18 protein-coding genes and 1 pseudogene are annotated in these 21,909 nt (G+C 57.2%); 14 read left to right on the top strand and 5 right to left on the bottom strand.

Going from position 1 to position 21,909, the window contains the following annotated elements:
* Positions 1-29 precede the first annotated feature (29 nt).
* The 6 genes from cysK (at position 30) to FE784_RS40880 (ending at position 4,748) form a co-directional block, all read left to right on the top strand.
* Positions 30-950, top strand: a complete 921-nt coding sequence (gene cysK, locus FE784_RS15030) for a cysteine synthase A (RefSeq protein WP_139603024.1) — start codon at positions 30-32, stop codon at positions 948-950.
* A 260-nt stretch (positions 951-1,210) separates the two neighbouring features.
* Positions 1,211-1,957 carry an SDR family NAD(P)-dependent oxidoreductase gene (locus tag FE784_RS15025; RefSeq protein WP_139603023.1) on the top strand — a complete coding sequence of 249 codons (747 nt, stop codon included), beginning with the start codon at positions 1,211-1,213 and terminating at the stop codon, positions 1,955-1,957.
* Complete coding sequence (locus FE784_RS15020) at positions 1,954-2,736, top strand: creatininase family protein (RefSeq protein WP_246132033.1); 783 nt, start codon at positions 1,954-1,956, stop codon at positions 2,734-2,736. The genes FE784_RS15025 and FE784_RS15020 overlap by 4 nt, the downstream gene beginning before the upstream one ends.
* The gene (locus FE784_RS15015; protein WP_246132032.1) at positions 2,733-3,866 is read left to right on the top strand and encodes a hypothetical protein; all 1,134 of its coding nucleotides are present in this window, start codon (positions 2,733-2,735) and stop codon (positions 3,864-3,866) included. The genes FE784_RS15020 and FE784_RS15015 overlap by 4 nt, the downstream gene beginning before the upstream one ends.
* Positions 3,863-4,288: a RidA family protein gene (locus FE784_RS15010; protein WP_246132031.1), complete on the top strand. Its 426-nt coding sequence runs from the start codon at positions 3,863-3,865 to the stop codon at positions 4,286-4,288. The genes FE784_RS15015 and FE784_RS15010 overlap by 4 nt, the downstream gene beginning before the upstream one ends.
* 235 nt (positions 4,289-4,523) lie before the next feature.
* A complete protein-coding gene (locus FE784_RS40880; RefSeq protein WP_176706233.1) occupies positions 4,524-4,748 on the top strand; it encodes a hypothetical protein in 225 nt (74 codons plus the stop codon).
* An 875-nt stretch (positions 4,749-5,623) separates the two neighbouring features.
* Here FE784_RS40880 and FE784_RS40875 read toward each other — a convergent pair.
* The 4 genes from FE784_RS40875 to FE784_RS14990 form a co-directional block, all read right to left on the bottom strand.
* Positions 5,624-6,208, bottom strand: coding sequence for a hypothetical protein (locus FE784_RS40875; protein ID WP_176706232.1), 585 nt, complete (start codon positions 6,206-6,208; stop codon positions 5,624-5,626).
* Positions 6,209-6,408: 200 nt separating this feature from the next.
* Complete coding sequence (locus FE784_RS40870) at positions 6,409-6,552, bottom strand: hypothetical protein (protein WP_176706231.1); 144 nt, start codon at positions 6,550-6,552, stop codon at positions 6,409-6,411.
* A 52-nt stretch (positions 6,553-6,604) separates the two neighbouring features.
* Positions 6,605-8,167, bottom strand: a complete 1,563-nt coding sequence (locus FE784_RS14995) for a sigma-70 family RNA polymerase sigma factor (RefSeq protein WP_139603021.1) — start codon at positions 8,165-8,167, stop codon at positions 6,605-6,607.
* A 223-nt stretch (positions 8,168-8,390) separates the two neighbouring features.
* Positions 8,391-9,155: an AAA family ATPase gene (locus FE784_RS14990; protein WP_139603020.1), complete on the bottom strand. Its 765-nt coding sequence runs from the start codon at positions 9,153-9,155 to the stop codon at positions 8,391-8,393.
* Between the two features lie 212 nt (positions 9,156-9,367).
* Between FE784_RS14990 and FE784_RS14985 the strand changes: the two genes are divergently transcribed.
* From FE784_RS14985 to FE784_RS41915, 4 genes and pseudogenes are all read left to right on the top strand, one after another.
* A complete protein-coding gene (locus FE784_RS14985; protein ID WP_139603019.1) occupies positions 9,368-10,264 on the top strand; it encodes an AraC family transcriptional regulator in 897 nt (298 codons plus the stop codon).
* Positions 10,265-10,627: 363 nt separating this feature from the next.
* Positions 10,628-11,533: an AraC family transcriptional regulator gene (locus FE784_RS14980; protein ID WP_139603018.1), complete on the top strand. Its 906-nt coding sequence runs from the start codon at positions 10,628-10,630 to the stop codon at positions 11,531-11,533.
* 98 nt (positions 11,534-11,631) lie between these two features.
* Positions 11,632-11,931, top strand: a pseudogene (locus tag FE784_RS42850) (hypothetical protein); the annotation flags it as partial.
* Positions 11,925-12,665, top strand: coding sequence for a hypothetical protein (locus FE784_RS41915; protein WP_246132030.1), 741 nt, complete (start codon positions 11,925-11,927; stop codon positions 12,663-12,665). The pseudogene FE784_RS42850 and the gene FE784_RS41915, both read left to right, overlap by 7 nt.
* Before the next feature lie 385 nt (positions 12,666-13,050).
* On the opposite strand, the gene FE784_RS14970 is transcribed toward FE784_RS41915, so the two are convergent.
* A complete protein-coding gene (locus FE784_RS14970) occupies positions 13,051-14,814 on the bottom strand; it encodes a glycoside hydrolase family 55 protein (protein ID WP_218103777.1) in 1,764 nt (587 codons plus the stop codon).
* A 360-nt stretch (positions 14,815-15,174) separates the two neighbouring features.
* On the opposite strand from FE784_RS14970, the gene FE784_RS14965 reads away from it, so the two are divergent.
* The 4 genes from FE784_RS14965 to FE784_RS14950 all read left to right on the top strand — a co-directional run bounded on the left by FE784_RS14965 (position 15,175) and on the right by FE784_RS14950 (position 21,878).
* Complete coding sequence (locus tag FE784_RS14965; RefSeq protein WP_139603016.1) at positions 15,175-16,557, top strand: ABC transporter substrate-binding protein; 1,383 nt, start codon at positions 15,175-15,177, stop codon at positions 16,555-16,557.
* A 25-nt stretch (positions 16,558-16,582) separates the two neighbouring features.
* Positions 16,583-17,872 carry an ABC transporter substrate-binding protein gene (locus FE784_RS14960; RefSeq protein ID WP_139603015.1) on the top strand — a complete coding sequence of 430 codons (1,290 nt, stop codon included), beginning with the start codon at positions 16,583-16,585 and terminating at the stop codon, positions 17,870-17,872.
* A gap of 113 nt (positions 17,873-17,985) precedes the next feature.
* Positions 17,986-19,632 carry an extracellular solute-binding protein gene (locus FE784_RS14955; protein ID WP_139603014.1) on the top strand — a complete coding sequence of 549 codons (1,647 nt, stop codon included), beginning with the start codon at positions 17,986-17,988 and terminating at the stop codon, positions 19,630-19,632.
* Positions 19,629-21,878 carry a helix-turn-helix domain-containing protein gene (locus FE784_RS14950; protein WP_139603013.1) on the top strand — a complete coding sequence of 750 codons (2,250 nt, stop codon included), beginning with the start codon at positions 19,629-19,631 and terminating at the stop codon, positions 21,876-21,878. The genes FE784_RS14955 and FE784_RS14950 overlap by 4 nt, the downstream gene beginning before the upstream one ends.
* The last annotated feature ends 31 nt before the right edge of the window (positions 21,879-21,909 follow it).

Genomic DNA, 21,909 nt, shown 5'->3' with positions numbered 1-21,909 from the left:
ACATCCAGGCAGGGGGGAACGTGCATCTCATGAATAGGAAAATGGTACAAAGCGTGACCGAGCTGATCGGCGACACGCCGGCCGTCCGCATCAACCGACTCGTCGGGGAAAACGATGCCGAGGTTTACGTCAAGTTGGAATATTTCAATCCGAGCCGCAGCGTGAAAGACCGCGCGGCCTTTAATCTGATCGAGCAGGCCGAGAAGGACGGGAAGCTGAAGCCCGGCGCGACCATCATCGAGCCGACAAGCGGCAATACGGGGATCGGACTCGCCATGAACGCCGCTGCCAAAGGCTACCGTGCCATTCTCGTCATGCCGGACAATATGTCCAAGGAACGGATCAACATCCTGAAGGCGTACGGAGCCGAGGTCGTGCTGACGCCGGCCGCCCAGCGTATGCCGGGAGCGATCGCCAAAGCGGTGGAGCTGCAGGCCGGGATTCCCGGCAGCTTCATTCCGCAGCAATTCGAAAATCCGGCCAATCCGGACATCCACCGGGTGACGACGGCTTTGGAAATTATCGAGCAGACGGAAGGAAAGCTGGACGCGTTCGTAGCTTCCTCCGGCACGGGCGGTACGATCACCGGCACCGGCGAAGTGCTGCGCGAGCATTTGCCGGATATCCGGATTTACGTCGTCGAGCCGAAAGGATCGCCGGTACTGTCCGGCGGGCAGCCCGGACCGCACAAGCTGGTCGGGACGAGCCCGGGCTTTATCCCGAAAATTCTCAATATGGACGTGTTTGACGAAATCGTCCAAGTTGCCGATGACGATGCGATCCGGACGACGCAGCAGCTGGCCGCGCTCGAAGGCATACTGGTCGGACCTTCCGCGGGCGCTACCGTGTGGACGGCGCTTCAAGTGGCCCGTCAGCTGGGCAAAGGCAAGCGGGTGCTGTGCATAGCACCGGATACGGGCGAACGCTACTTGAGCATGGACATTTTTTGATCGTTGTTTTCGAGACCGGCCGCGCAGGCCGGTTTTGTATTATGTTCGGGAAGGAAGGTTCCGTTATAGTACTACTGCTTATACGAGTTAATGTGCGCAAGGACCACTTCCGACTGGAAGTGGTCCTTTTCTTGTATATGAATGATTTCACGTAAATGAATAAAATGCTTGAATTTCAATTTGGATCGGGTTACCATGGAAATGAAAAAAGGCAGTGAAAGCTGCAACAGTAAAAAGGAGTAAGAGTGGGAGTGGGGAACATGCTTCAAGGGAAAACGATTCTCATCACGGGGGCTCTCGGCATGCTGGGCCGTTCCGCGGTGCCGATGTTTCTGAAGCAAGGGGCCAACGTGATCGGCTGCGATATCGTGCCGCTTGACAATGCGCCGGCAATCCAGGCCGTTGCGGAGGAGTACGGTGACAACCGCTTTCTGTTCATCCAGGGCGACGCGTCGGACGAAGAGCAGGTGAAGTCGCTGATCGATACGATCGACGGCAAGTTCGGGCGGTTGGACGGCGGTTATTTCAACGCGTACACCAACGTGTGGAAGCCGCTGCTGGACCTTTCGCTTGAGGAATGGGAGCGAACGCTGAAGGGAACGATGACGACGGCGTTTCTATGCTGCAAATACGCGGTTCCGCTCATGATCCGGTCAGGGGGCGGCTCGATCGTCAATACATCGTCCGTGCTCGGTCATATTCCGAAGAGCGGCTGTCTCGGCTATGGTGCAGGCAAGGCCGGACTCAACCAGCTGACGCGGGTCATAGCCAAAGACTATGCCAAGTTCGGAATCAGGGCGAACGCCCTGCTGCCCGGCGATTTCAAATCGCCCGAGAAGCTGGCGATGATGTCGGAGAAGTCGATCGAGCTGATCCGGCAAGAGACGCTGCTCGGTCGAAGCGGCAGTACGGACGAAATCAATCAAGTGGCGGCGTTTCTGCTGTCGGACGCATCGTCCTACGTGACAGGCTCGCTCTATACGGTAGACGGGGGGTTCCGAGTATGAAATCGATTCGCATGTTTGAACATACCCGCGAGGAGATCGGCGAATTCGCTCGCGCGGGAGGGGCGATTGTCGTCGCCTTGGCGGCGACCGAGCAGCATGGCCCGCATTTGCCGGTCCATACCGATGCGTTGATCGCCGGACATGTGGCGGAGGAGTCGGTCCGCATCGCCGGCCGGTCCGTACCGGTGCTGCTCGCTCCGGTGCTGCCGATCGGCTGCTCCGAGCATCATTTGTCGTTCGGCGGGACGATCTCGCTTTCGCCGATGACTTACTTTCAAGTGCTGCGCGATATTGGGGAAAGTCTCGTGAAGGACGGCTTCCGCAAAATCATATTCCTGAACGGGCACGGCGGCAACGAACCGATGATGCAGCAGCTCGCCAACGACCTGGCGGTACGTCATCCGATCTGGACGGCGGCCGCTTCGTATTGGTCGCTTGCGCGCGACAGCCTGCAGCAAATCGGGGCGAGCGAGGTCGGGCCGGTGCCCGGGCATGCGGGCGGCTTCGAGACCTCGGCGGTGATGGCGCTTGCTCCAGAGCTCGTCCGCGAAGACCGGATCGGCGATTCGCATCCGGAGCGGGATTGGATTTTCGCGGGGCCTCCGGGCGCTTTCGTCGGACGCCATGGCGAGTTGACCGGCTGCGACGGGTATACGGACGCTCCGACCCGGGCGACGGCGGACAAAGGGCGGCTGTATTTGCAAACGATCGCGGAAAGCGTATCCGGGTGGATCGTCCGCACCGTGCAGGCGATGGAGAGAGGGGAGGGGCAATTGTGACCGACGGCGAACTAGCACAAGCAAATGCTCGCAAAAAGGTGGCGGTTATCGTCACGGAATATCGCTTCAATTCGCATGCGGACGTCATTCTGGGACGGCTGCTGGGCGATTTCGATTACGAGCCGGTATTGGAGGTCGCTTCGATTTATACGGACCAGGTGCCGGACAACGACATGAGCCGCGATATGGCCGCACGCCGCGGCGTCCCCATCTATTCGACGATCGCCGAAGCGGTGCGGGCGCCGCATCTCGGCTCCCCGATCGACGGAGTCATCATTATCGGCGAACACGGGGATTACCCGGTCAACGAGAAAGGGCAGAAGATGTACCCCCGCTGCCGGCTGCTCCGGGAAACGCTGGAGGCGCTGGACGTGCTCGGTCTGCGAGTGCCGATTTTCTCCGACAAGCATTTGTCCTACGATCTGAATGAATCCGAATGGATGTATAACCAGCTTAAGCAAAGAAACATTCCGTTCATGGGAGGCTCTTCGATTCCTCATACGGACCCGGTTCCGGTCTACGATCCGGCAAAGCTTGAAACGGCGCGGGAATGGCTCGTCGTCAGCTACTCTACCTCGGTAGAGGCTTACGGCTATCACGGGCTGGAGGTGCTGCAATCGATCGCCGAGCGCCGTCGCGGCGGGGAGACGGGAGTCCGATCCGTATGGGCGGCTGAGGGCGATGACGTATGGAAGGCGATGGACCGCGGCGAGTGGCCCGAAGATTTGATGCTGCAGGCGCTTGGCGCCTATCCCGACTTGCCTTCGGGTCATCCGAGAGAGCTGGCGTCGGGCACGGTATTGTTCGCCGTCGAATACGAGGACGGGGGAAGAGGGTTCGTGATCCAGTTTCCGAAGCTCGTCGACCTGTGGGGGTATGCGTTCCGGTCGGACGATGGCGGGGTAACGGTCGCCCTTTGCGACAGCGAGAAGAAGCGCCCGTTCAGCCATTTCGAGAGGCTGACCAAGATGATCGAGGCGTTCGTCGTGAGCGGCCGGTCGCCTTTTCCGATGGAACGGGTATACATGAGCACCGGATTGATCGGTTACGGCATGGAATCGTTGTATGCGAAAAAGCCGGTCGAAACGCCGCTGCTGCGAATCCGATACGGCCGGGAGAGCGGGGAGTGAACGAATCGCGAATGAGTATGGAGGAACGGAATAGAAATGAGCCTTCGCCGGAGCGCGTGCTGCAGCAGCCGCCATTCTCCACGGCGGTGCGCAGCGGCAGTACCGTCTACGTATCGGGACAAGGGGGCATCGATCTGCGGAGGAAGGCGGTGGCCGGACCCGATCTCAAGACGCAGGTGGAGTTCACGATGCGCAACCTCGAGCAAGCGCTGGCCAAAGCGGACTTGACGCTGGCGGATGTCGTGCAGGCGACGGTATATTTGTCGGACCGCAGCTTGTACGCGTCGTTCAACGAGCTGTACCGGAGTTATTTCTCGCAGCCTTATCCCGCACGGACCGTCGTGTACTGCGAGCTGAACTACGATCTTCTGGTCGAAATCGACGTTATCGCCACGACAGTAGGGGATAAAACGTACTACTGATGCGTGATCCGGAAGTTTGGCGTTCAAGACAAACTTCCGGGTCACTATGCGTAGAATGGTTATGCAGTGTTCCGACGGCAGCTAGATGGGGCCAGTTATACAGCGTGGTCGGATGATTAGGATGGCAACGGTGATTGCAGGGACCCGGAAGAGGAAGTAGTGGCAGTAGCGGAAGTAGCGGAAGTAGTAAGTAGTAGAAGTAGAAGTAGTAGAAGTAGTAGAAGTAGTAGAAGTAGTGGAAGTAGTAGAAGTAGTAGAAGTAGTGGAAGTAGTGGAAGTAGTGGAAGTAGCGGCAGCAATATCAGCAGTAACAGGCAACGCCGCTACTGCCCTTCTGTTCGAAATAAATGGAAAACCTACAGTTAAAAGTATCACCAAAGCTAGTGAGCTTCGTTTAACTGGAAAATGTACATTTAATTTCTCGTCAGGATGTTCAACAGCGTCTATTCGGGAGAAATAGCTGTACTTTTTCCAGCTATAGGACAAGAAATGTGCTGCATACCCGAAAATAACTGCATATTTTCCATTAGAGGGCTGATGGTTTGGAGAGATCTGGCGGTTTGGAGAGGGCTGGCGGTTTGGAGAGATCTGGCGGTTTGGAGAGGGATGGCGGTTTGGAGAGAGCTGGCGGTTTGGAAAGAGCTGGCGGTTTGGAAAGAGCTGGCGGTTTGGAAAGAGCTGGTGGTTTGGAGAGGGCTGGAGGTTTGGAGAGATCTGGCGGTTTGGAGAGATCTGGCGGTTTGGAAAGAGCTGGCGGTTTGGAAAGAGCTGGCGGTTTGGAGAGAGATCTGGCGGTTTGGAGAGATCTGGCGGTTTGCAGAGAGCTGGCGATCTGGAGAGAGCAGGGGGTCGAGAGAGAGCCGGTGGATCGGAATACGACGGCATATCCGCGGATTCGTGAACGAATTCACAATGCTCGCTCGCGGGGAGTTCGCGCGTTATAGTGCTGCAAGACGGACGGCTGTCGAACGCGTGCTACCAATGCGATTCCGCCCTGCCAAAGCTACTTCGCCCTGCCAAAGCCACTTCGTCCTGCCAAAGCCACTTCGCCCTGCCAAAGCCACTTCATCCTGCTATCCGCATCTCGCCCACGGGTTTTCCCTTTTCCCCCACGCGCGTCCAATTCGTTCACGCCTAAGAGCGTTGCAAGGTGGCTTCCTCCGCACCGTGCGCGGCTCCCAGCGCGCGGTGGTTCGCTGCATGACGGCAGTCGGTCTCGGGCAAGCTTCATGCGTGGCAGATGGCAAAGCCGCAAGGAGCGCATGCCCTGCCATCTGCGAAGGTGTCCGTTACAGTCAGGTTCGCTTTCTCATTCGGCAACCGCATCGTTGTTTGCTACTGGCTGTCGTCGCTTCGTCTCATTCGCTTGAAGGAGACGGCAAGCCCGACGGCGGCTATCGCAAGGGCGGCCCCTGCCAGTACGGTTCCCCAGACCGCCCGGTTGTTGTCTCCGTCGCTTTCCAAGCTCCCGGTCGGTTTGTAGCCCGCGCCCAAGGCTGCCAACTCTTCGGATGCGGACGCAAGAAGCTTCGTACGTTCGCAAGAGCCTGTTTCCAACCGATCCGATAATCCGTGGGCGAACACGATGTAAGATTGACCTGCGGCGAATCCTTCGTATCCGCAGCTAGCTCCGCTCATAGCCGTATACACCTTCGTTTCGGAGCGCAGCTCCCCCTTCCATACGTCCGTCACTTCGAACGTCACTTCGACGGGGTCGGCGGAGGAACGGATCAAGCCGCCCCGAGGCTTATCCACGCTTTTTACTTTACCCGCAAAGATTGCGGTTTTCCGGTTCAAATCGTCCTGTACGGGACTTGGCCCGGCGCAGGAGCAGGCATGCACCGCGGTCGGCTTGACCAGCAGCCACGCGCTTATCGCGAGCATGCAGCATAGGAACGCTATTGCCGTTCTTTTCCCCATAGGATCACCTCTGCTACTAGACGTGCGCAAACCCTAATTTGTTCCAATCGCCAATAGTTAATTGTGCAAAGTATGGCTACCAATTTGTTTATTCGATGAAATTTTACCGTTATCCATATTTCATTGCTCTAACTAATATACCCTCCCGACCGGTCGTAAAAAACAAATCCAGCGGCTGATCGATATTTCATTGGATAAGGTCACGATCGGAGGACGCCGACCAGCCGTCCGAGCTCGTTATTGTACATCGTAAAGTACAGCATCGCCGCTTCTTCCGTCAGCTCCGGACGTATATAGCCATCTTTTGCAGCTTCGCGGTCGACCATTACGGCAACGAGCCGCATGCGAAATAGGACCGCCGAAAGCGGTCCTCGTACCCGTGTGGCATAACCCCGATTACATCCGGACGGCCCTTTTCCCGGTCTCGTCCCACCGCCACGGGACGGATCGTCCCTGCAGACGGAGACCGCCGAACCATTCGTCTATGCCTTGCAAGGCGAGCCAATCCTCTTTTTCGTCCAAAATCCGATTTCCCAGCTCCGTCATCGTAATCGTGCAATCGCGGAAGGAAGGCTCGCTGCCGCCGAAGCTCGGGAAGCCCGCAAATCCCTCCATATGCAGCAGCGGATGCGGACCTTGCGACATCCTCGCCAAATAGCGCCAATATTCCAAATCGCCCATGCCGAGCACGTGCAGTTCATTGCCTACATGCCGAAACAGCTCCACGGGGGAGCTCAGACCGCCGCGTACTTTCTCCAATGTAGTCCGTTCGACAAGGCCGAGTCCGTCGCGGACGGAGGGGAGACGCGCCAGATGGGCCTCGAAGGCGTCCCGCGCAAACGGCAGCGCGGAAGTATCGCCTTGCAGCAGGTCCGTCAGCTTCGTCGGGTCGGATGAAGCGTAGGCTTCCCACAGGGCGCCGCCCAAGTCCAATTCCCGCCGTCCGATCGATTGCCAGGTGCCCGACAACGTCTCCATTTGCTGAACGGAAAGCTGTCCCAGCCCCCGGAAGCATTCGATCCCCGGATAGGCGCCGATGCACAGCAGGCTCAGCTTCGTCTTTCCGAGAGATTGCTTGGCAAACCAATTCAGCAAATAACTTAGCATCGTCTGATCGAACAAGTCGTGCTCGAACCAGAGTACGATTTCGTCATAGGCGCGAAACCGTTCGAGTTCTTTTTCCTGCGTCTCGCTGATCTTGACGTATTCCTCAATGGGAATTCCCATCGTTTGCTCCAAATAGCGGGCCCGCGCGGATCGGTTCTCCGGGTCGGACATATCGACGAATACGGGGCCGGCGGGATATACCTCCCTCCATACCAAAATATCGCCCTGCACGACGCCTTGCTTCAGCTTATCCGCTACGGAATCTCCGTTTACGATATGCAGCATCCTTCTTCCTCCTTCATGCAAATGGTTGAACACGGTGACGCAATCGGCCACGGGAAGCGTGCCTTTCAGCTTGCGGCGGGCATCGAAGAGCCGTTTCTTCAGCGTGGGGACCGGAGTGCCCACATATTGCGAAATTTGCTGCAGCGTGTATCCGTAGAAGTAAAACAATTGAACCGCCACCCGCATGTTGGCGGGCAGCGCCGCGACGGAGGCATGCAGCAGCAGCCGCAGTTCTTTTGCTTCCACGATTTCCGCCAAGCCCGCCCGTACCTCGGCCAATTCGGTTATTTCATGGAGAGGCAGCGTCCGGTGGCGCATCGGTCTCAGAAGGCGATGGCACTGCCGTACGACGATCGTTTTGAACCACCCGGGAAAAGCATCCGCCTCCCGCAGTTTGCCCACATGCAGGAACGCTTCCGTAAACGCCTCCTGAACCGCGTCCTCGGCCAAATGGGGGTCGTGCAATTTCTCATAGGCTACCGCATAGGCCATGGTCTTGAATTGCCGGACGATCGGTTCAAATGCAGTCCGGTCGCCTTGTCGGGCAGCCTCGATCCACTGAAGCACGTTCTTCGCTCCTTTCCGTGTTCTACTTATAGGTGCCGGGTGAGGGCGAAAAGGTTACGTATCGGGGGTTGGAAGCAACCGTCGTGCGACTGTAACTACGCCCGTCAAGCGCGCTTCGAACGACTTAAGTGCCAGCGCAACCGAGAAGGACGCCGTCGGACGGGACGCCGAATGGGTCAACCCGCACCGGCCTTGCCCCGCAGCATGCGGGAGTTGCATTCCGCTATACGTTATCCCCGCCGTCGAACAGCTCGCGGAGCATTTTCTCCTTGTTGCCCAGAAACTGCTTCATAATGATGTAATGGTCGGTTTCTTCCAAGCTTCTCGTCTCGATCCCTTCCGGAGTCAAGTTGTAGATGATCGAATCGGGATAGGCCATCAAGATGGGGGAATGGGTCGAGATGATGAACTGGGAGCTTTTGAGCACCAATTCGCGTATGCGCGACAGCATGGCCATTTGACGAAGCGGGGATAAAGCCGCCTCGGGCTCGTCCAATATGTACAAGCCTTGCCCGCCGAAGCGGTGCACGAACGCCGCGAAAAACGATTCGCCGTGAGACTGCTCGTGCAGCGATTTGCCGCCGTAGGAATCCTTGATCGGGGGGCCGAAAGAAAATTCGCTGTCCAATTCGTCTATATGACTCGCCAAATTGTAGTAGCTTTCCGCGCGAAAGAAAAATCCGTCTCTGGGCCTCTGCGCCCCTCGACCGAGCCGAATATGCCGGTACAGCGGGGAATGGGTGGATCGCGTCGAGAAATTGAAGTTTTTGGTGCCGCCTTCGGGATTGAAGCCCCAGGCTACGGCGATCGATTCCATTAACGTCGATTTTCCCATGCCGTTCTCGCCTACGATATAAGTGACGTTCGGATGGAGGTCCAGCCTGCCGAGATCTTTGATGGAGGCCAGGTTGAACGGATATTGCCGGAATGAGGGCACGCTCGGCCTGTCCAATTCGACATACCTCAAATAGGAATCGCGGGTAATCATAGTTCATCAGCTCCTATCGCCATGCTTCGCCCGAACGGCTTGCGCATTTGCCATAAGTATACTATGAACAAGTACGGGTTGCATTTCCGCGGCCTATTGGATACGCTTTCCGTAGAGATTGCCCTGCTGGCGAGATTGGAAAGGGTGGCGAGGCGGATCGTACGCCGTCAACCTCGCGGAGGGCGCGAACCGAAGGCGAGGCGGGGTCGTCCATGTATACCAAATCGATGAAGGAATATTCCCATCCGCGCGATTTTCCGTTCTGGATCCAGCGCAACCGTCACGATGTCCTCGATGTGCCCGAGCTGCACGTTCATGAATTCGTGGAGCTGATCTTTGTCGTAGAAGGGCGGGCGACGCATTTGTTCCAGGACATTTATTACGAGGTGGGAGAGGGGGACGTATTCGTCATCAATCCCGGAGAGGCACACGGTTATGCGCTGAAAGAGGACCAGAGCATCGAAATCGTGAACTGCCTGTTCGAGCCGGGCTGTATTCCGACCTCGCTGCTGGGCGAGCTGCAAGTGTCCGATGCGATGGATTTTTTCTACGTCCAGCCGTTTCTACACGAGAAGGCGCGCTTTTATCACAAATTGAACTTGCGCGGCTCCGACGCTTCCGCCGCACTGAGCATATTGGAAGGCATTCTGGCGGAGATGAGCCGGCGGCGCTCCGGGTTTCAGCCGTTGATCCAGCTGAAGATGATCGAGCTGTTCATTTTGCTGTCCCGCTATTACAGCGAACGGAAAGACCAAGCGGACGTCGCTGCGCCGGGAGAAGTACTCGTCCGCCGGGCGTGCGGCTATGTGGAGCGGCATTACGCCGAGAAGCTGACGCTGCCGGTGCTGACGGAGCTGTTCCATATCGGGGCGAGGCAGCTGAACCGGTACTTTAATCGGCATGCCGGCTGCAGCGTGATCGAATACGTGCATCGGGTCCGCATGGAGAAGGCGAAGCGGCTGCTGGCGGATACGGACGAGAAGATTGCGGTCGTTTCGGAGATGGTCGGCTACGAGGATACGTCCTTCTTCAGCAGATTGTTCGCCCGGCAAGCCGGCTGTCCTCCGGGAAAGTACAGGGAGGACAGCCGGCATGTCCGGCCGGAATGACGAATGCCGGGAACATTGCCGAACAGAAGGCGGCGAATGATCCGGACCAAGGAGTACGTAACCCGTAGCTGGAGCAAAGGACGGTCCACGCAACCCAGCCGAGGAACATGGAAACGCGGAACAAAAAAATGAACTTAATTTACCGGTCGGCCGGACCCAATCCGCATGCTCAGCACCAGACTAGCACGAACGCCCGGCGGGAGCGATTGGCGAATCGGTCATGGGTGCCGCCGATCCGGTCATTTGGGAAAGGTTTGTCGGAATCGGCATCGCTTATGCCCGAATCCCGGGTGCTTCAGCCTTACGCCGGCACGGACCGGACATGTGATATGATGGGGCTAATAAGAAAGCGAGGTGCCGCCGTTGGAATTGGAAAGGAAGCTCATGGTCCATTATTCGCATCCGCGCGATTTTCCGTTCTGGATACAACGCAATGGACATAACAGTCTGAATACGCCGGGCTGGCACGTCCACGAATTCGTGGAGCTCATTTTCGTCATGGACGGGCAGGCGACGCACCTGATCCAGGACGCCGCCTTCGACCTGAGAGCGGGCGACGTCTTCATGATCAACCCCGGAGAAATGCACGAATACGCTCTGAAGGACAATCAGCGGATCGAAATCGTAAACTGTCTGTTTCAGCCCGATTTTATCCCGAGCTCTTTGCTGCACGAGATGCAATTGTCCGATTCGCTCGATTTCTTCTACGTACAGCCGTTTTTGAACGGGGAAGCCCGTTTTCACCATAAGCTCAATCTGCAGGGGGAAGCGGCCAGGGAAGCGATGGAGCTGTTGGAACAAATCGAGCGGGAAATGGGCAGGCGCCATTCCGGGTTCCAGTCGCTCGTCCGGCTGAAGATGGTCGAGCTGTTCATCCTGCTGTCCCGGCACTACGACACGCGGGGCGAGCATTCCGGAGCCCGTTCCACAAGCGAGCTTCTGGTACGCCGCGTATGCGGATACGTGGAGAGGCATTACAATCAGAAAATTACGCTTGCCCTGCTGTCGAACTTGTTCCATATCGGGGAGAGGCAGCTGAACCGGCAATTCAACAAACATATCGGAACGAGCGTCATCCATTATTTGCACCGGATCCGGATCGATCACGCGAAACGGCTGCTGGCCGATACGGACGAGAAAATCTCGGTCATAGCGGAGCTGGTCGGCTACGAGGACCCGGCTTTTTTCACCAAGCTGTTCACGCGCGAAGCGAGCTGCCCGCCGGGCAAATACAGGGAGACGATACGCCCAAGTCCAAATCGCCAATAAGGCGGTCTGTATCGGCAATGGTCCATCGTATCCCCCGCCGATATAATGAGGTGGAAAGCGCTCCTTTCGACGGAAACGGCGCCGTCAGTCGGTAAAGCATCCATGTCCGCGGTCTTGTTCGCGGAGAAATAAGCGGCAACACGATTAACGGCTCCTCGCACCGCAATATCAATCTAAGTCCGGCTTGCAGACGCGTGACTATTGGCGGCAACCAATTGCACAACGCCCGGTCGAGCGCCGTCAACATCGCCTGGTACTGCGAGCGGATCGTCGTCGAGGGGAACGTCATCTCGTCTTATGTCTCGTCTCTGGAAAATACCGACGATGCGGCAATCCAAGTATATAAGGACGGTACCGGGATCGCGGTGTCAGGCAACTCCATTTCCGGCGATTGGAAATACGCGGTGTACTTGTCCCAGGTCAAATACTCTACCGTAACCGGGAACAATTTCATCGACGGCGGCTCGCTGCCAACATCGGCATCGAGACGGACTGGGTTGCGCCGGTTCCCGCCGGGGCGATCTATACGAAGAGCCGCAGCGGCATAGCGGCTGCGGCGGAGACGTACGTCGGGTCGATTAGCGGCAACGTGCATGGCGGCACGGCTGCCGCGATCTCGATCGCGGCATTCGGCAGCAAGGCGCTGCGGGAACTAAGCATCGGCGGAGCGGAGACCGTGCGCGGCTCGTCGCGGTCGCACTGGATATACGCGTATGCCGCTTCGGCCGGGCTTGTTCCCGGCTCTGTCGTTGTGAACGGAATCGGCGGAGCTTATCTGTCCGGCGCGGGCTATTATTCGAATATCGGCCGGGCCGCCTTCGGCCGCGTCGCCGATGCGGTCGGCTTCGAGGACGCGACGCGCGAGCTTGTAGCAACCGGTTCGACCCCGACCGTATTTCGCGGTCCGAATATCGCGATCGGCGACGCTTCCACGATTACCGATTTTGTCGACGGCGCCAACGGCCAGCGTTTGTTCGTCCGGCTGTTCCCCGGAGCGACGATCGTGAACGACGACAGCAAGATCCGGCTGAAGGGCTCGACCGATGTCGTAGGCGATGCAACAGCCGGCAGAAAAATCGTAACCTTCACGAGGCGGGCAAACATTTGGTTCGAGGAGTCGAGAAATTTTTAGCGGCAAGCGCGCGAGCGGTCGACAGTTACGACCGCTTGTTTTTGTTCAACGACAACATCATGCGCATATGGCAGCCTTATAAAGGCTGGTTGTCCGATAGCGGAACGTGCGTACGCTATTTCACGGAATACCGCCGACGACGGACCGATAACGGAAACGAGTTCCTCTATTCCGCCGTTTCGGACACTTTTCTTCCCGATAATCGGGTATAGCGGAACGCCGTTCCGCTATTTTTAGAAAAGTCGCGGAAATCGGTACTATAACGGAGAACCGTTCCTTTATATGCGAGGACGTGTCGTTAAGTTAGCGGATTGCGGGCCGTCGTGCTTTTTGCCGGCGGGAAACGGGGTTTGGCCGGCGCGGTGCCGCGGTTAAGGAACGCCTCCTACATCTCGACGGCGGTCAGCTCTCCGCTGTCGGACACCTTCAGCTTGAACCTGCTTCCGTTGGGCGAAGTGAGCACGACGCCATGGCCGTTTTGGATAAACGTCAAATCCCCGGCGACGAAATCGCCGCTATTGGCCAAATATTTGTTTCCGCCGATGTAGTAGGAATGGCCGAACACCCGGCCCAGGCGCACGTCGCTGGAATATTGCCCGGTAAACGTAAACTTGATTTTGCGTACCCCTTTCATCAGCCCGTTCAACACATTGCTTCTCAACATGTAAGCGGGCAAATATCTCATATATTGCATATCTTGTACGGTTGTGTACACGATCCCGTCCAGATCGGTCACGTCCAGCCGGATCTGCTCGGGACAGCGATTGTACATGAAGTACAGCCCGACATTTTCGATGCCGCCGGTCACATAATCGGTCGCGTTGCCGTAAAAGTGGTTGCCGTTAAACTCGATCTCGAATGAAAAAACGTTCCCGCCGGCCAAATTCAGCCTTAAATATTGATTGTTCTTTCCTTGAAAGACATTGTCGAGAGCCCCGCCCGAAATATATTCGGCTCCGCTTACGACCGATACTTCGTGCAGTACGGGAGCGGCATGAAACATATCTTCGTAGTCCCCGTTGTATTTCCGATAATCGCCGCTCGGCAAATAAGTCAATTTGTCTTTGTACGGGATCTTGTGCCCGTTCAGGTCGCGCAAGCTCAAATAATTGTATTGGCCCGCGTCTACATAGTTGCTGCCGTCCAAAAAGTTCAGAAAAATCTGGTTCTGTCTGGAGGACGCCGTCAAATTGACCATCAGGCAATTTTTATTGACCGCATCCCAAACGAAACCGTTCACGATATTGCCCCGGCCTTCGAGATGGATCATTTCTTTGCAACGGGTGTTGTACTGCAGCTGCACATTGTTGAACGTATTCCCGTCCACTTGATTGAGCGCCGCATGATCGCCCGTTCCATAAATGTAGTAGTCGCAATCGCTGATCACCGCATTGTTGATAATATTTCCGGTTATGTAATTGTAATTGACCGTATCGCCGGCATGGGGAGGAGCGTCCATGAAAATCCCTTTGCCGAACCCCCGGATCCGCAAATTGTTGAACCTGACGAAGCTTAGTCTGGATGGGGTGGAAGCAGCGTCGAAATGAATGCCGTTTCCCGTATTGTTCAGCACGTTGCCTTCGACGCGGAGCGTCTCGATATAGGCATATTGATAGGACACGCCGGTTACGAATGCGGCATTGAGGTACAAGGCGGACTGCGTATAGTTGCTTACATCGATATAAATATACGCTTTTCCCAACAGGGCCGTATCCTGCTGCATGTTCAACGCCTTCGTATTCGCTTTCAAATTCAGTCTGGCGCCCTCGACAAAATAAAGAGCGACTTGCCTCTTCAAGTCGATCATATTCGTAATGAGATGAATCCCGCTCAAAATCAAGGCTCCTCCGCCGTTTGACGCGATAAAATCGATTCCCGCCTGAATCGCCGCCGTGTCGTCGGTCAATCCGTCCCCTGCCGCGCCAAATCCGCTTGCATGTAATCCACGCCCGTCCACATCCTGCTGCAACGCGTCGATCCGCTCCTCAATCCCGTCGCAGCAAGTGCCGTAAACGCTCTCCGTTACGCTCGGATCCGCGAAACCCGTCTGCAGCAAAGACTGCGAACCCAATACCGCCGCACCGGCGACCCCCATCGCCGCCAAAAGCTTTCTTCGGCTTATTTGTTTGTCCGTGTCCAATGGTTGCATCATTTTCCCTCCTTGTCGTAAAGGCGCATCGACGACAATCGGCATTGCGAGAACGATCCGCCTCTCTTCCTTTAACATTGCGGCATCGGTGCCCGGACGTATACTTGCAATTCGTCTTTCGCATATTCAAAAAGTTACAGTGTCTTGTCATCCGGAATGCGTTACCATGTTGCATAAGAGGCTTCCTTGTCCGATTCCGTAAAACAAGCGGCACAATCCGCGAGAAATAGGGGAACGTAACAAATTGAAAGTGCGAAACACAAATTGCGACTGTACGATCGGGCGCCGGAACAGCCATTATGGAATCGGGGATTCCGTCCGCACCGGGCCTTTTGTATCGGGAGAAAAGGGGAATTGCGTATGAGAAGCGGAACAATCGGGATAAGGGAAGGAGGGCGGGTAGGCAAACGGATGAGAAAAAGCCGGACCGTGCGGAAGTTGGCGGGGCTGTCGGGCTTGCTGTTGTGTGTACTGCTTGCCGTCGGCTGCGAAACGAAGGAGGAGGCGAACGGACCGCCGCCGTCCGGTGGAACGGGACCAACCGCGCCGGACAGAGCCGCCCCGGCGCACCCGTCGCCGGTAACGGTTGACTTTTACCCGGCGATGCCGCTTACCGATGCCGATTTCGACAAAATCGTCGTACAGCCGGTCCGCAAAAAATATCCGCATATTACGGTCAATCGGATGGGCGGCTATTTGGCCAATACGTTCGCCGCGGGCGACATACCCGATTTGATTCAGACGCATAACGGATTTTTGCAGGAGTTTTACGACAAGGCCATGGTCGGCGACATAAACGCTCTCGTCCGCAAGCACGGCATCGATCTGAGCCGGTTCGACGGCGCCATTCTCGATTCGCTGCGGACGGACAAGGGCGAGCTGCTCGGGCTTCCCTACGCGGTTAATTTTACGGCCTTGTATTACAACAAGGCGGTGTTCGACAAGTTCGGCGTTCCCTACCCCTCGGACGGCATGACCTGGTATGACGCGATCGACATCGCGAAGAAGCTTTCCCGACGCGAGGGAGACGTCGCGTATCGCGGACTCGACCCGGAGGGAGTGGGCCGGATCGCCCGTCAAGCGGCGCTCGATTACGCCGATATGAAGACGATGAAGTCCAATATGATGAACCCGGGCTGGAGGACGGTATTTGAAATCGCCAAGACGATCTATACGATTCCCGGCAACGAAGTGAAGGACGTCAACGCGGGCAACGGAGCCGCCGATTTTCTGCAAGGCACCGTAGCCATGATGGCGACCGTCAATCTGTTCGACCAGCTTGGGGACGCGACGTTCAAAGGGCTGGATTGGGATGTCGCCGAATACCCCAGCATTCCGGGCGCTCCGCATGTCAATACCGATGTGGACGCGCACATTCTCGTCATTCCGCCTACGGCGAAACACAAAGACGCCGCGATGCTCGTGGCGGAGGCGGTTACTTCGGACGCAGCGCAGCTTATGATGACCAAGGAAACGGCGCGGTTGTCGCCGCTTCGCGACCCGGCCTTCAAGAAGGCTTTTTCATCGGATATGGACTTCGTAAAGGGCAAGCGGATAGAAAGCATTTTCAAAAGCCGGATGATCCCCGCGCCGATTCGAACGAAATATTATTCGGATACGAGAGCATTCGGGGTGAGCAATTTCAAGGATTACGCCTTGGGCGCGAAAAATTTGAATACGGCTTTGCGCGATGCCGACGAGCAAATCAACAGCTATTTGGGCACCCAGCTAGGGAAAAAATAATCAAGCTTACTAGGGGGAAAAGACGATGTACAAGAAGTCGGGGTTGGTCTTATCCGTAGTAGTGGCGGCGACAGCCTTCTTGGGGGGATGCGGCGGAAAGCAGGCGAACGCGCCGGCGCCGGAGAACGTTCAGGAAGCCGCGGTCAATACGGAGCCGGTCACGATTACGATCCTGAGCACGGGGGGCTTGCCGGAAGCCGAGCTGGATATGATGTACGCCTTGGCCATGAAGCAGTATCCGCACATTACGATCAAAAAATTAACCGGAAAAATCGAAAATTTGGTCACGACGGGCGATACGCCGGACATTATCATTACCCATACGGGGAACATCGACTCGTATCTCGATTTCAATCTGCTGACCGATATTACCCCGTTGGTCAAAAAGTACAAGGTGGACTTGAGCAGGCTCGATCAGGTCGCCCTGAACGCCCATCGGGTGACCAAGGCGGATGAGCTGAACGGACTTCCATTCTGGGAAAACTTTATCGCTTTATACTACAACAAAGATATTTTCGATAAATTCGGCGTGGAATACCCGAGAGACGGGATGACTTGGGACGAGACGATCGAGCTGGCGAGGAAAGTGTCCCGGGAGGAAGGTGGAACCCAATATCAAGGATTGGCGCAATACGCCATCCAGCGGTTCGGACGCATTATGGGAGCTTCCCTGTACGACACCCGGAATATGAAAGGGACGTTTGAGACGCCGGAGTGGAAGCAGGCATTCGAGCTGGTCGACAAAATTCATTCGATCCCGGGGAACGAGGCGCCCGTACCGTTTACGACGGTGAGAAACGACAGCTTCCTCAAAAACCGGAATTTGGCCATGTTCGCTACGGTCAATCTTCTGACGCTGCTGGCCGAGGCCGGAAAGTCGGGCATGAATTGGGACGTCGTCCAATATCCGAGCTTGCCCGGACACAAAAACGTATTCGACGAGGTCAATGCCGGCTCGCTCGCGATTACGAGCACGAGCAAGCATAAGGATGCGGCGATGCATGTATTGATGGCGTTCGTATCGGACGAGATGCAGTCCATGATCGCGCGGAAGCTGGCCAGACAGACGGCCATGCAGGACCCGAAATTCAATAATGAGCTCGGCGCCGATATCCCGGAGCTGAAAGGAAAAAATATTACCGGCATTTTCAAAAGCCATGCCGTCGATTTGAAAAACCGCGGGAAATACGTCGGGCAAGTAGGCACGATACTGGAAAAGCATTTTGTCGACTACTACAATAAACAGGTCGATGTCAATACGGCGCTTCGGGCGGCGAACGAAGAAGCGAACAAGCTTTTGCAAGCGGCGAAATAGGAAGCGGGGATACGCCGGCTTCGTCCGGAGAACCGTCAGCCGACCCTATATACAAACCTGCAATCATCCGTTACAATAGGGGCGACACGCGTTAGACGGACTGGAGGCGGGGCATGAAGTCGACAACCAGGAAGACCGGATTGGCGGCGACGGCGGTCATTCTGCTCGTCGGGGTCTGTGCGCTTGGCATGACGGCGGCATGGCAGAACGGAAAACCCGCTGCGGAGCGGGAAGGCTCCGAAACGGAGAGCGTTCCTTTTCAACAAGAGCAATCGATTACCATAAAAGCGTTCGCCGGCTACTCCCCGGCCGTCGCCTCCGACTGGAGCCGTCTGCGGCTGTGGCAGAGCTACGAGAAGCTGACCGGGATCCATATCGACTGGCAAACCGTCCCGGCGTCGGAGGTCGCGGATCGGCGCAACTTGCTGCTGTCCCGCGGCTCGGAGGAGTGGCCGGACGTCTTGTACGGGACGCAGCTGTCCCCGCTCGAGCTGGTCGGTTATGGCGCGTCGGGCGTACTGATCCCGCTGGAAGAGCTGATCGACCGCGAAGCCCCGTTTCTCGGAGCGCTGCTGGACCGTTATCCGGATGTGCGCCGCGGGATGACTATGCCGGACGGCCATATTTACTCGCTCCCGATGCTGTACGATCCGGAATTCGGTTCCATGCTGACCGGCCGGAAGCTGTGGTTGAGCCGATCCTGGCTCGCCAAGCTCGGCGAGAAGCCGCCGGAAACGACGGAAGAGCTGTACCGCCTGCTGAAGCGGTTCGCTTCCCATGATATGAACGGCAACTACAAGCATGATGAAACCGCGCTGCTCGTGCAGGACATCGACTCCTTGGAGCTTGTGCTCAAAGGGGCATGGGGTTTGGGCAATCGGGGCGCGGAGCATCCGTTCGTGGACGTGAACCCGAGATCGGGAGCGTTAAGGTTTATCCCGACGAGCCCGGAATACAAGGAGCTGCTGCAATTTATGCACCGCCTGTACGAAGAAGGGCTGCTCGACAACCGACTGTTCGCCATTAACGAAAACGAATTTCTGCGTCTGATCCGCGAAGGGAACGTAGGCGCTTTCGTCGGCAACGGCCCTCCGCCTTCCGGTGAAGGCGAATATACGGCGGCCGCCGCTCTCGCCGGACCTCGCGGGGATCGGCTGTTTGCCGGGGTGACCCATCCGCTGCATCGCGCCGGCGCTTTCGCCATTACTTCCTCGAACCGTTATCCGGAAGCGGCGATCCGCTGGGCCGATTATTTCTATGGCGAGGAAGGGAATCGGCTGTTTTTTCTGGGAATCGAAAACGAAACGTACCGATCGACGCCCGCAGGGACGTTCGCTTTCACCGAAGCCGTGGCGGGAAAAGGCGACGACGCCAAGGCGGAGCGGATGATCGGCCGATTCCTGATTTGGCCGCGCGCCGAATACCCGGGCATAGTCAGACAATCCACGTTTATGGGGGCCGAGTCGTCCGCTTCGGCACTGCACGGGGCGGAATCGCTCAAGTCGGCGCTACCTGCCGAAGTGTGGCCGGACTTTACGTATACGCCGGACGAGAACGATCTGATGATCGCCTACAGCGCGGACATTCAAGGCTATGTCGCCGAGATGCGCGATCGTTTCATTACCGGCGAGGTATCGTTCGAAGCGTGGGACGACTATGAGGTGTCGCTGCGCCGAAAAGGACTGACAGGCTACATGGCGATTTATGCATCCGCTTACAAGCGGTTTGCCATGCATGATTCGAGGAGAGAACAGCCATGATCCGTTTTGCCGGAAGGGGGCTGGCCGGTTACGTACTGTCTTACATCGCGCTCGTATGCGTCGCGCTGCTTGTCGTAGGGATCGTTGTGTACGGGACGTTCTTCCGCTCGATGGAGCGGGAAATCGCCGGAACGTCCGTCTCGTTGCTGAAGCAGGTGCGGGATGTAACGGATGCGCGCATGATGGATATGAACCGTATCGCCCAGTTGATTGCCGGAGATCCGGATCTCGTGTCCGACGTTCCGGCCAGCGAAGGATACCGGATGGGCCAGAAGGTGCGAAGCTTGGCCAAGTTCAAGGCGGCCAACGGCTTTGCCGGCGAGATCGCGGTTTATTTCCGGGGCAAGTCGGGCGACCGTATTTATGCCGCAAGCGGCATGTACGAGCTGGATTCCTTTTTCGGAGAGGCTTACCGGTACGCGCACTGGGACAGCGATTCGTTTCAGGCGGAGTTCGGGCAGCTGCGTCAGCCGTTTCTCCGTCCGTTGGAGCCGGTTACGCTGAACGGCGTCGAGACGCGCAACAGGGCCACTTACCTGTATCCGCTCCCGTTGAATGCAAGCCGGCCTTACGGAGTCATCCTGTTTCAGATCGACGAGCGGGAATGGAGCGGCATGATCCGCAATGTGCTGAAAAACGATGCGGGCTATTCCTATATCGCCGACGACCGCGGACGGCTGATCGCTTACGCGGCGGAACGCGGCAAGGAAGGAGAAGCGGCTTCGCTGCTTGCCCGGCTGCCCGACGACCTGCCCCGGGACGGTGTGCGAACCGTAACGCTTGACGGTGAGCGGCTGTTCGTCACCCGCATCGTATCGGGTTATAACGGCTGGGCGTTCGTCAGCGTTTTGCCGGCGGAACGGGCGCTCGGGCCGGTCATCCGAAGCAGGGACGTATTCGCGGTTTCCGTGCTCGGCGTGCTGCTCGTCAGCGTGCTGCTGTCGTTCGTGCTCGGCGCGCGCCAATACCGGGCCGAGCGGAAGCTGCACACCGTCATCAAGAGCCAGTCGCGGATCGTCATGGAAAAGGCTCTGCTTGATCTCATTCGCGGAAAATCGAAGACGTCGGACGAAACGGCGCCGCCCTTCGAACCGGTGCTGGATTTCCCGTATGGCCGCTTTGTCGTCGTTCAGCTGCTGATCGATCATTACGGGCAGTATGGGCGCATCCCGGTCGGCGGAGCTCGCCCGGGAGCGGCCGTCATGACGCTCAGCTTGAAAAACGTGCTGGAGGAGCTTTCCGGCGATCTCGGTCAAGGCAGCACGCTGGAAGGGATGGAGCCCGGCGGCATCATACTGGTATTGAACTTGAAGGAGAGCTGCGGCGTCGAGCAGGTGAAGGAGCTGACCGACAAAGCGAACGGCTTCCTTGAGCAGCATTTCCGCTTCACGTTTACGGCCGGAATCGGCTGCATATGCGGGGACGTCGACCTGCTCTACAAATCGTATCTCGAAGCCAACTACGCGGCGCGCAGCCGCTACCTGCTCGGCGGAGGGAAAACGTTCGTCTACGCGAGCTTGCGGGAAAACGAACCGGGCCGATACCGGTATCCGTTCGATCTTCACCCGCTTCTGTCGGCGGCGATTCGCAAAGGCGACAAGGACGAAGCCGACTCGCGGATACGGGAAATCGTCGCCAGCCTGTCCGGGCAGCCGCTGGATGTCGACATGGGGGAGCGGCTTTCGTTCGATCTCGTCCATACGATTATGAAGACGCTTGCCGAATCGGGCATCGAACTGCCGGAGGAAGCGGCGGCCAGCTTGACGGAGCTGTTCGCGACCCGGTTCGAGACGATCGCCGAGCTGGAGTCGGCGGTCATCAAGTTTTGCCGGGGCGTATGCGACGATATCGCCTCCCGCAAGGAGAGCAAAAATGCCGGCCTGCTGGAGCAGGCGCTCGCCTTCATCGACGAGCATTATGCCGACGGGAGCTTGTCCTCGGAAGGGATCGCCGACAGGCTGGGCGTATCGCGTTCGTATTTATCCCGCTATTTCAAGGATCAGACCGGCAGCCCGCTCATGCAATATGTGGACGGAATCCGTATGACGAAGGCCAAGCAGCTGCTGATCGGAACCGATTTGAAAATCAAAGACATCGTCGAGCAAGTCGGGCTTACCGATCCGAATAACTTTTTCCGCAAATTCAAAAAGCGCGAAGGCGTCACTCCCCTGGAGTACCGCGGCTCAAGAGGAGGCGGGGAAGCGGGTGCGGCTTCCGGAGACGGGGCCGGAACGATCCGTTCGTAGGCGCGCCGCGTACGACCGCCGGCTATGCGCC

The organism is Paenibacillus hemerocallicola (assembly GCF_006265175.1).
Taxonomy (GTDB): Bacteria; Bacillota; Bacilli; order Paenibacillales; family NBRC-103111; genus Paenibacillus_AB; species Paenibacillus_AB hemerocallicola.
The sequence above is the reverse complement of the archived record's forward strand: the minus strand, read 5'-3'. Positions and strand labels throughout refer to the sequence as shown.

Coding starts and splice junctions, on each gene's coding strand:
- FE784_RS15025 (WP_139603023.1), top strand. CDS start 1,211: ATGCTTCAAGGGAAAACGATTCTCATCACGGGGGCTCTCGGCATGCTG.
- FE784_RS14965 (WP_139603016.1), top strand. CDS start 15,175: ATGAGAAGCGGAACAATCGGGATAAGGGAAGGAGGGCGGGTAGGCAAA.
- FE784_RS14970 (WP_218103777.1), bottom strand. CDS start 14,814: ATGCAACCATTGGACACGGACAAACAAATAAGCCGAAGAAAGCTTTTG.
- FE784_RS14985 (WP_139603019.1), top strand. CDS start 9,368: ATGTATACCAAATCGATGAAGGAATATTCCCATCCGCGCGATTTTCCG.
- FE784_RS40875 (WP_176706232.1), bottom strand. CDS start 6,208: ATGGGGAAAAGAACGGCAATAGCGTTCCTATGCTGCATGCTCGCGATA.
- FE784_RS14955 (WP_139603014.1), top strand. CDS start 17,986: ATGAAGTCGACAACCAGGAAGACCGGATTGGCGGCGACGGCGGTCATT.
- cysK (WP_139603024.1), top strand. CDS start 30: ATGAATAGGAAAATGGTACAAAGCGTGACCGAGCTGATCGGCGACACG.
- FE784_RS14950 (WP_139603013.1), top strand. CDS start 19,629: ATGATCCGTTTTGCCGGAAGGGGGCTGGCCGGTTACGTACTGTCTTAC.
- FE784_RS14960 (WP_139603015.1), top strand. CDS start 16,583: ATGTACAAGAAGTCGGGGTTGGTCTTATCCGTAGTAGTGGCGGCGACA.
- FE784_RS14990 (WP_139603020.1), bottom strand. CDS start 9,155: ATGATTACCCGCGATTCCTATTTGAGGTATGTCGAATTGGACAGGCCG.
- FE784_RS40870 (WP_176706231.1), bottom strand. CDS start 6,552: ATGCGGCTCGTTGCCGTAATGGTCGACCGCGAAGCTGCAAAAGATGGC.
- FE784_RS15020 (WP_246132033.1), top strand. CDS start 1,954: ATGAAATCGATTCGCATGTTTGAACATACCCGCGAGGAGATCGGCGAA.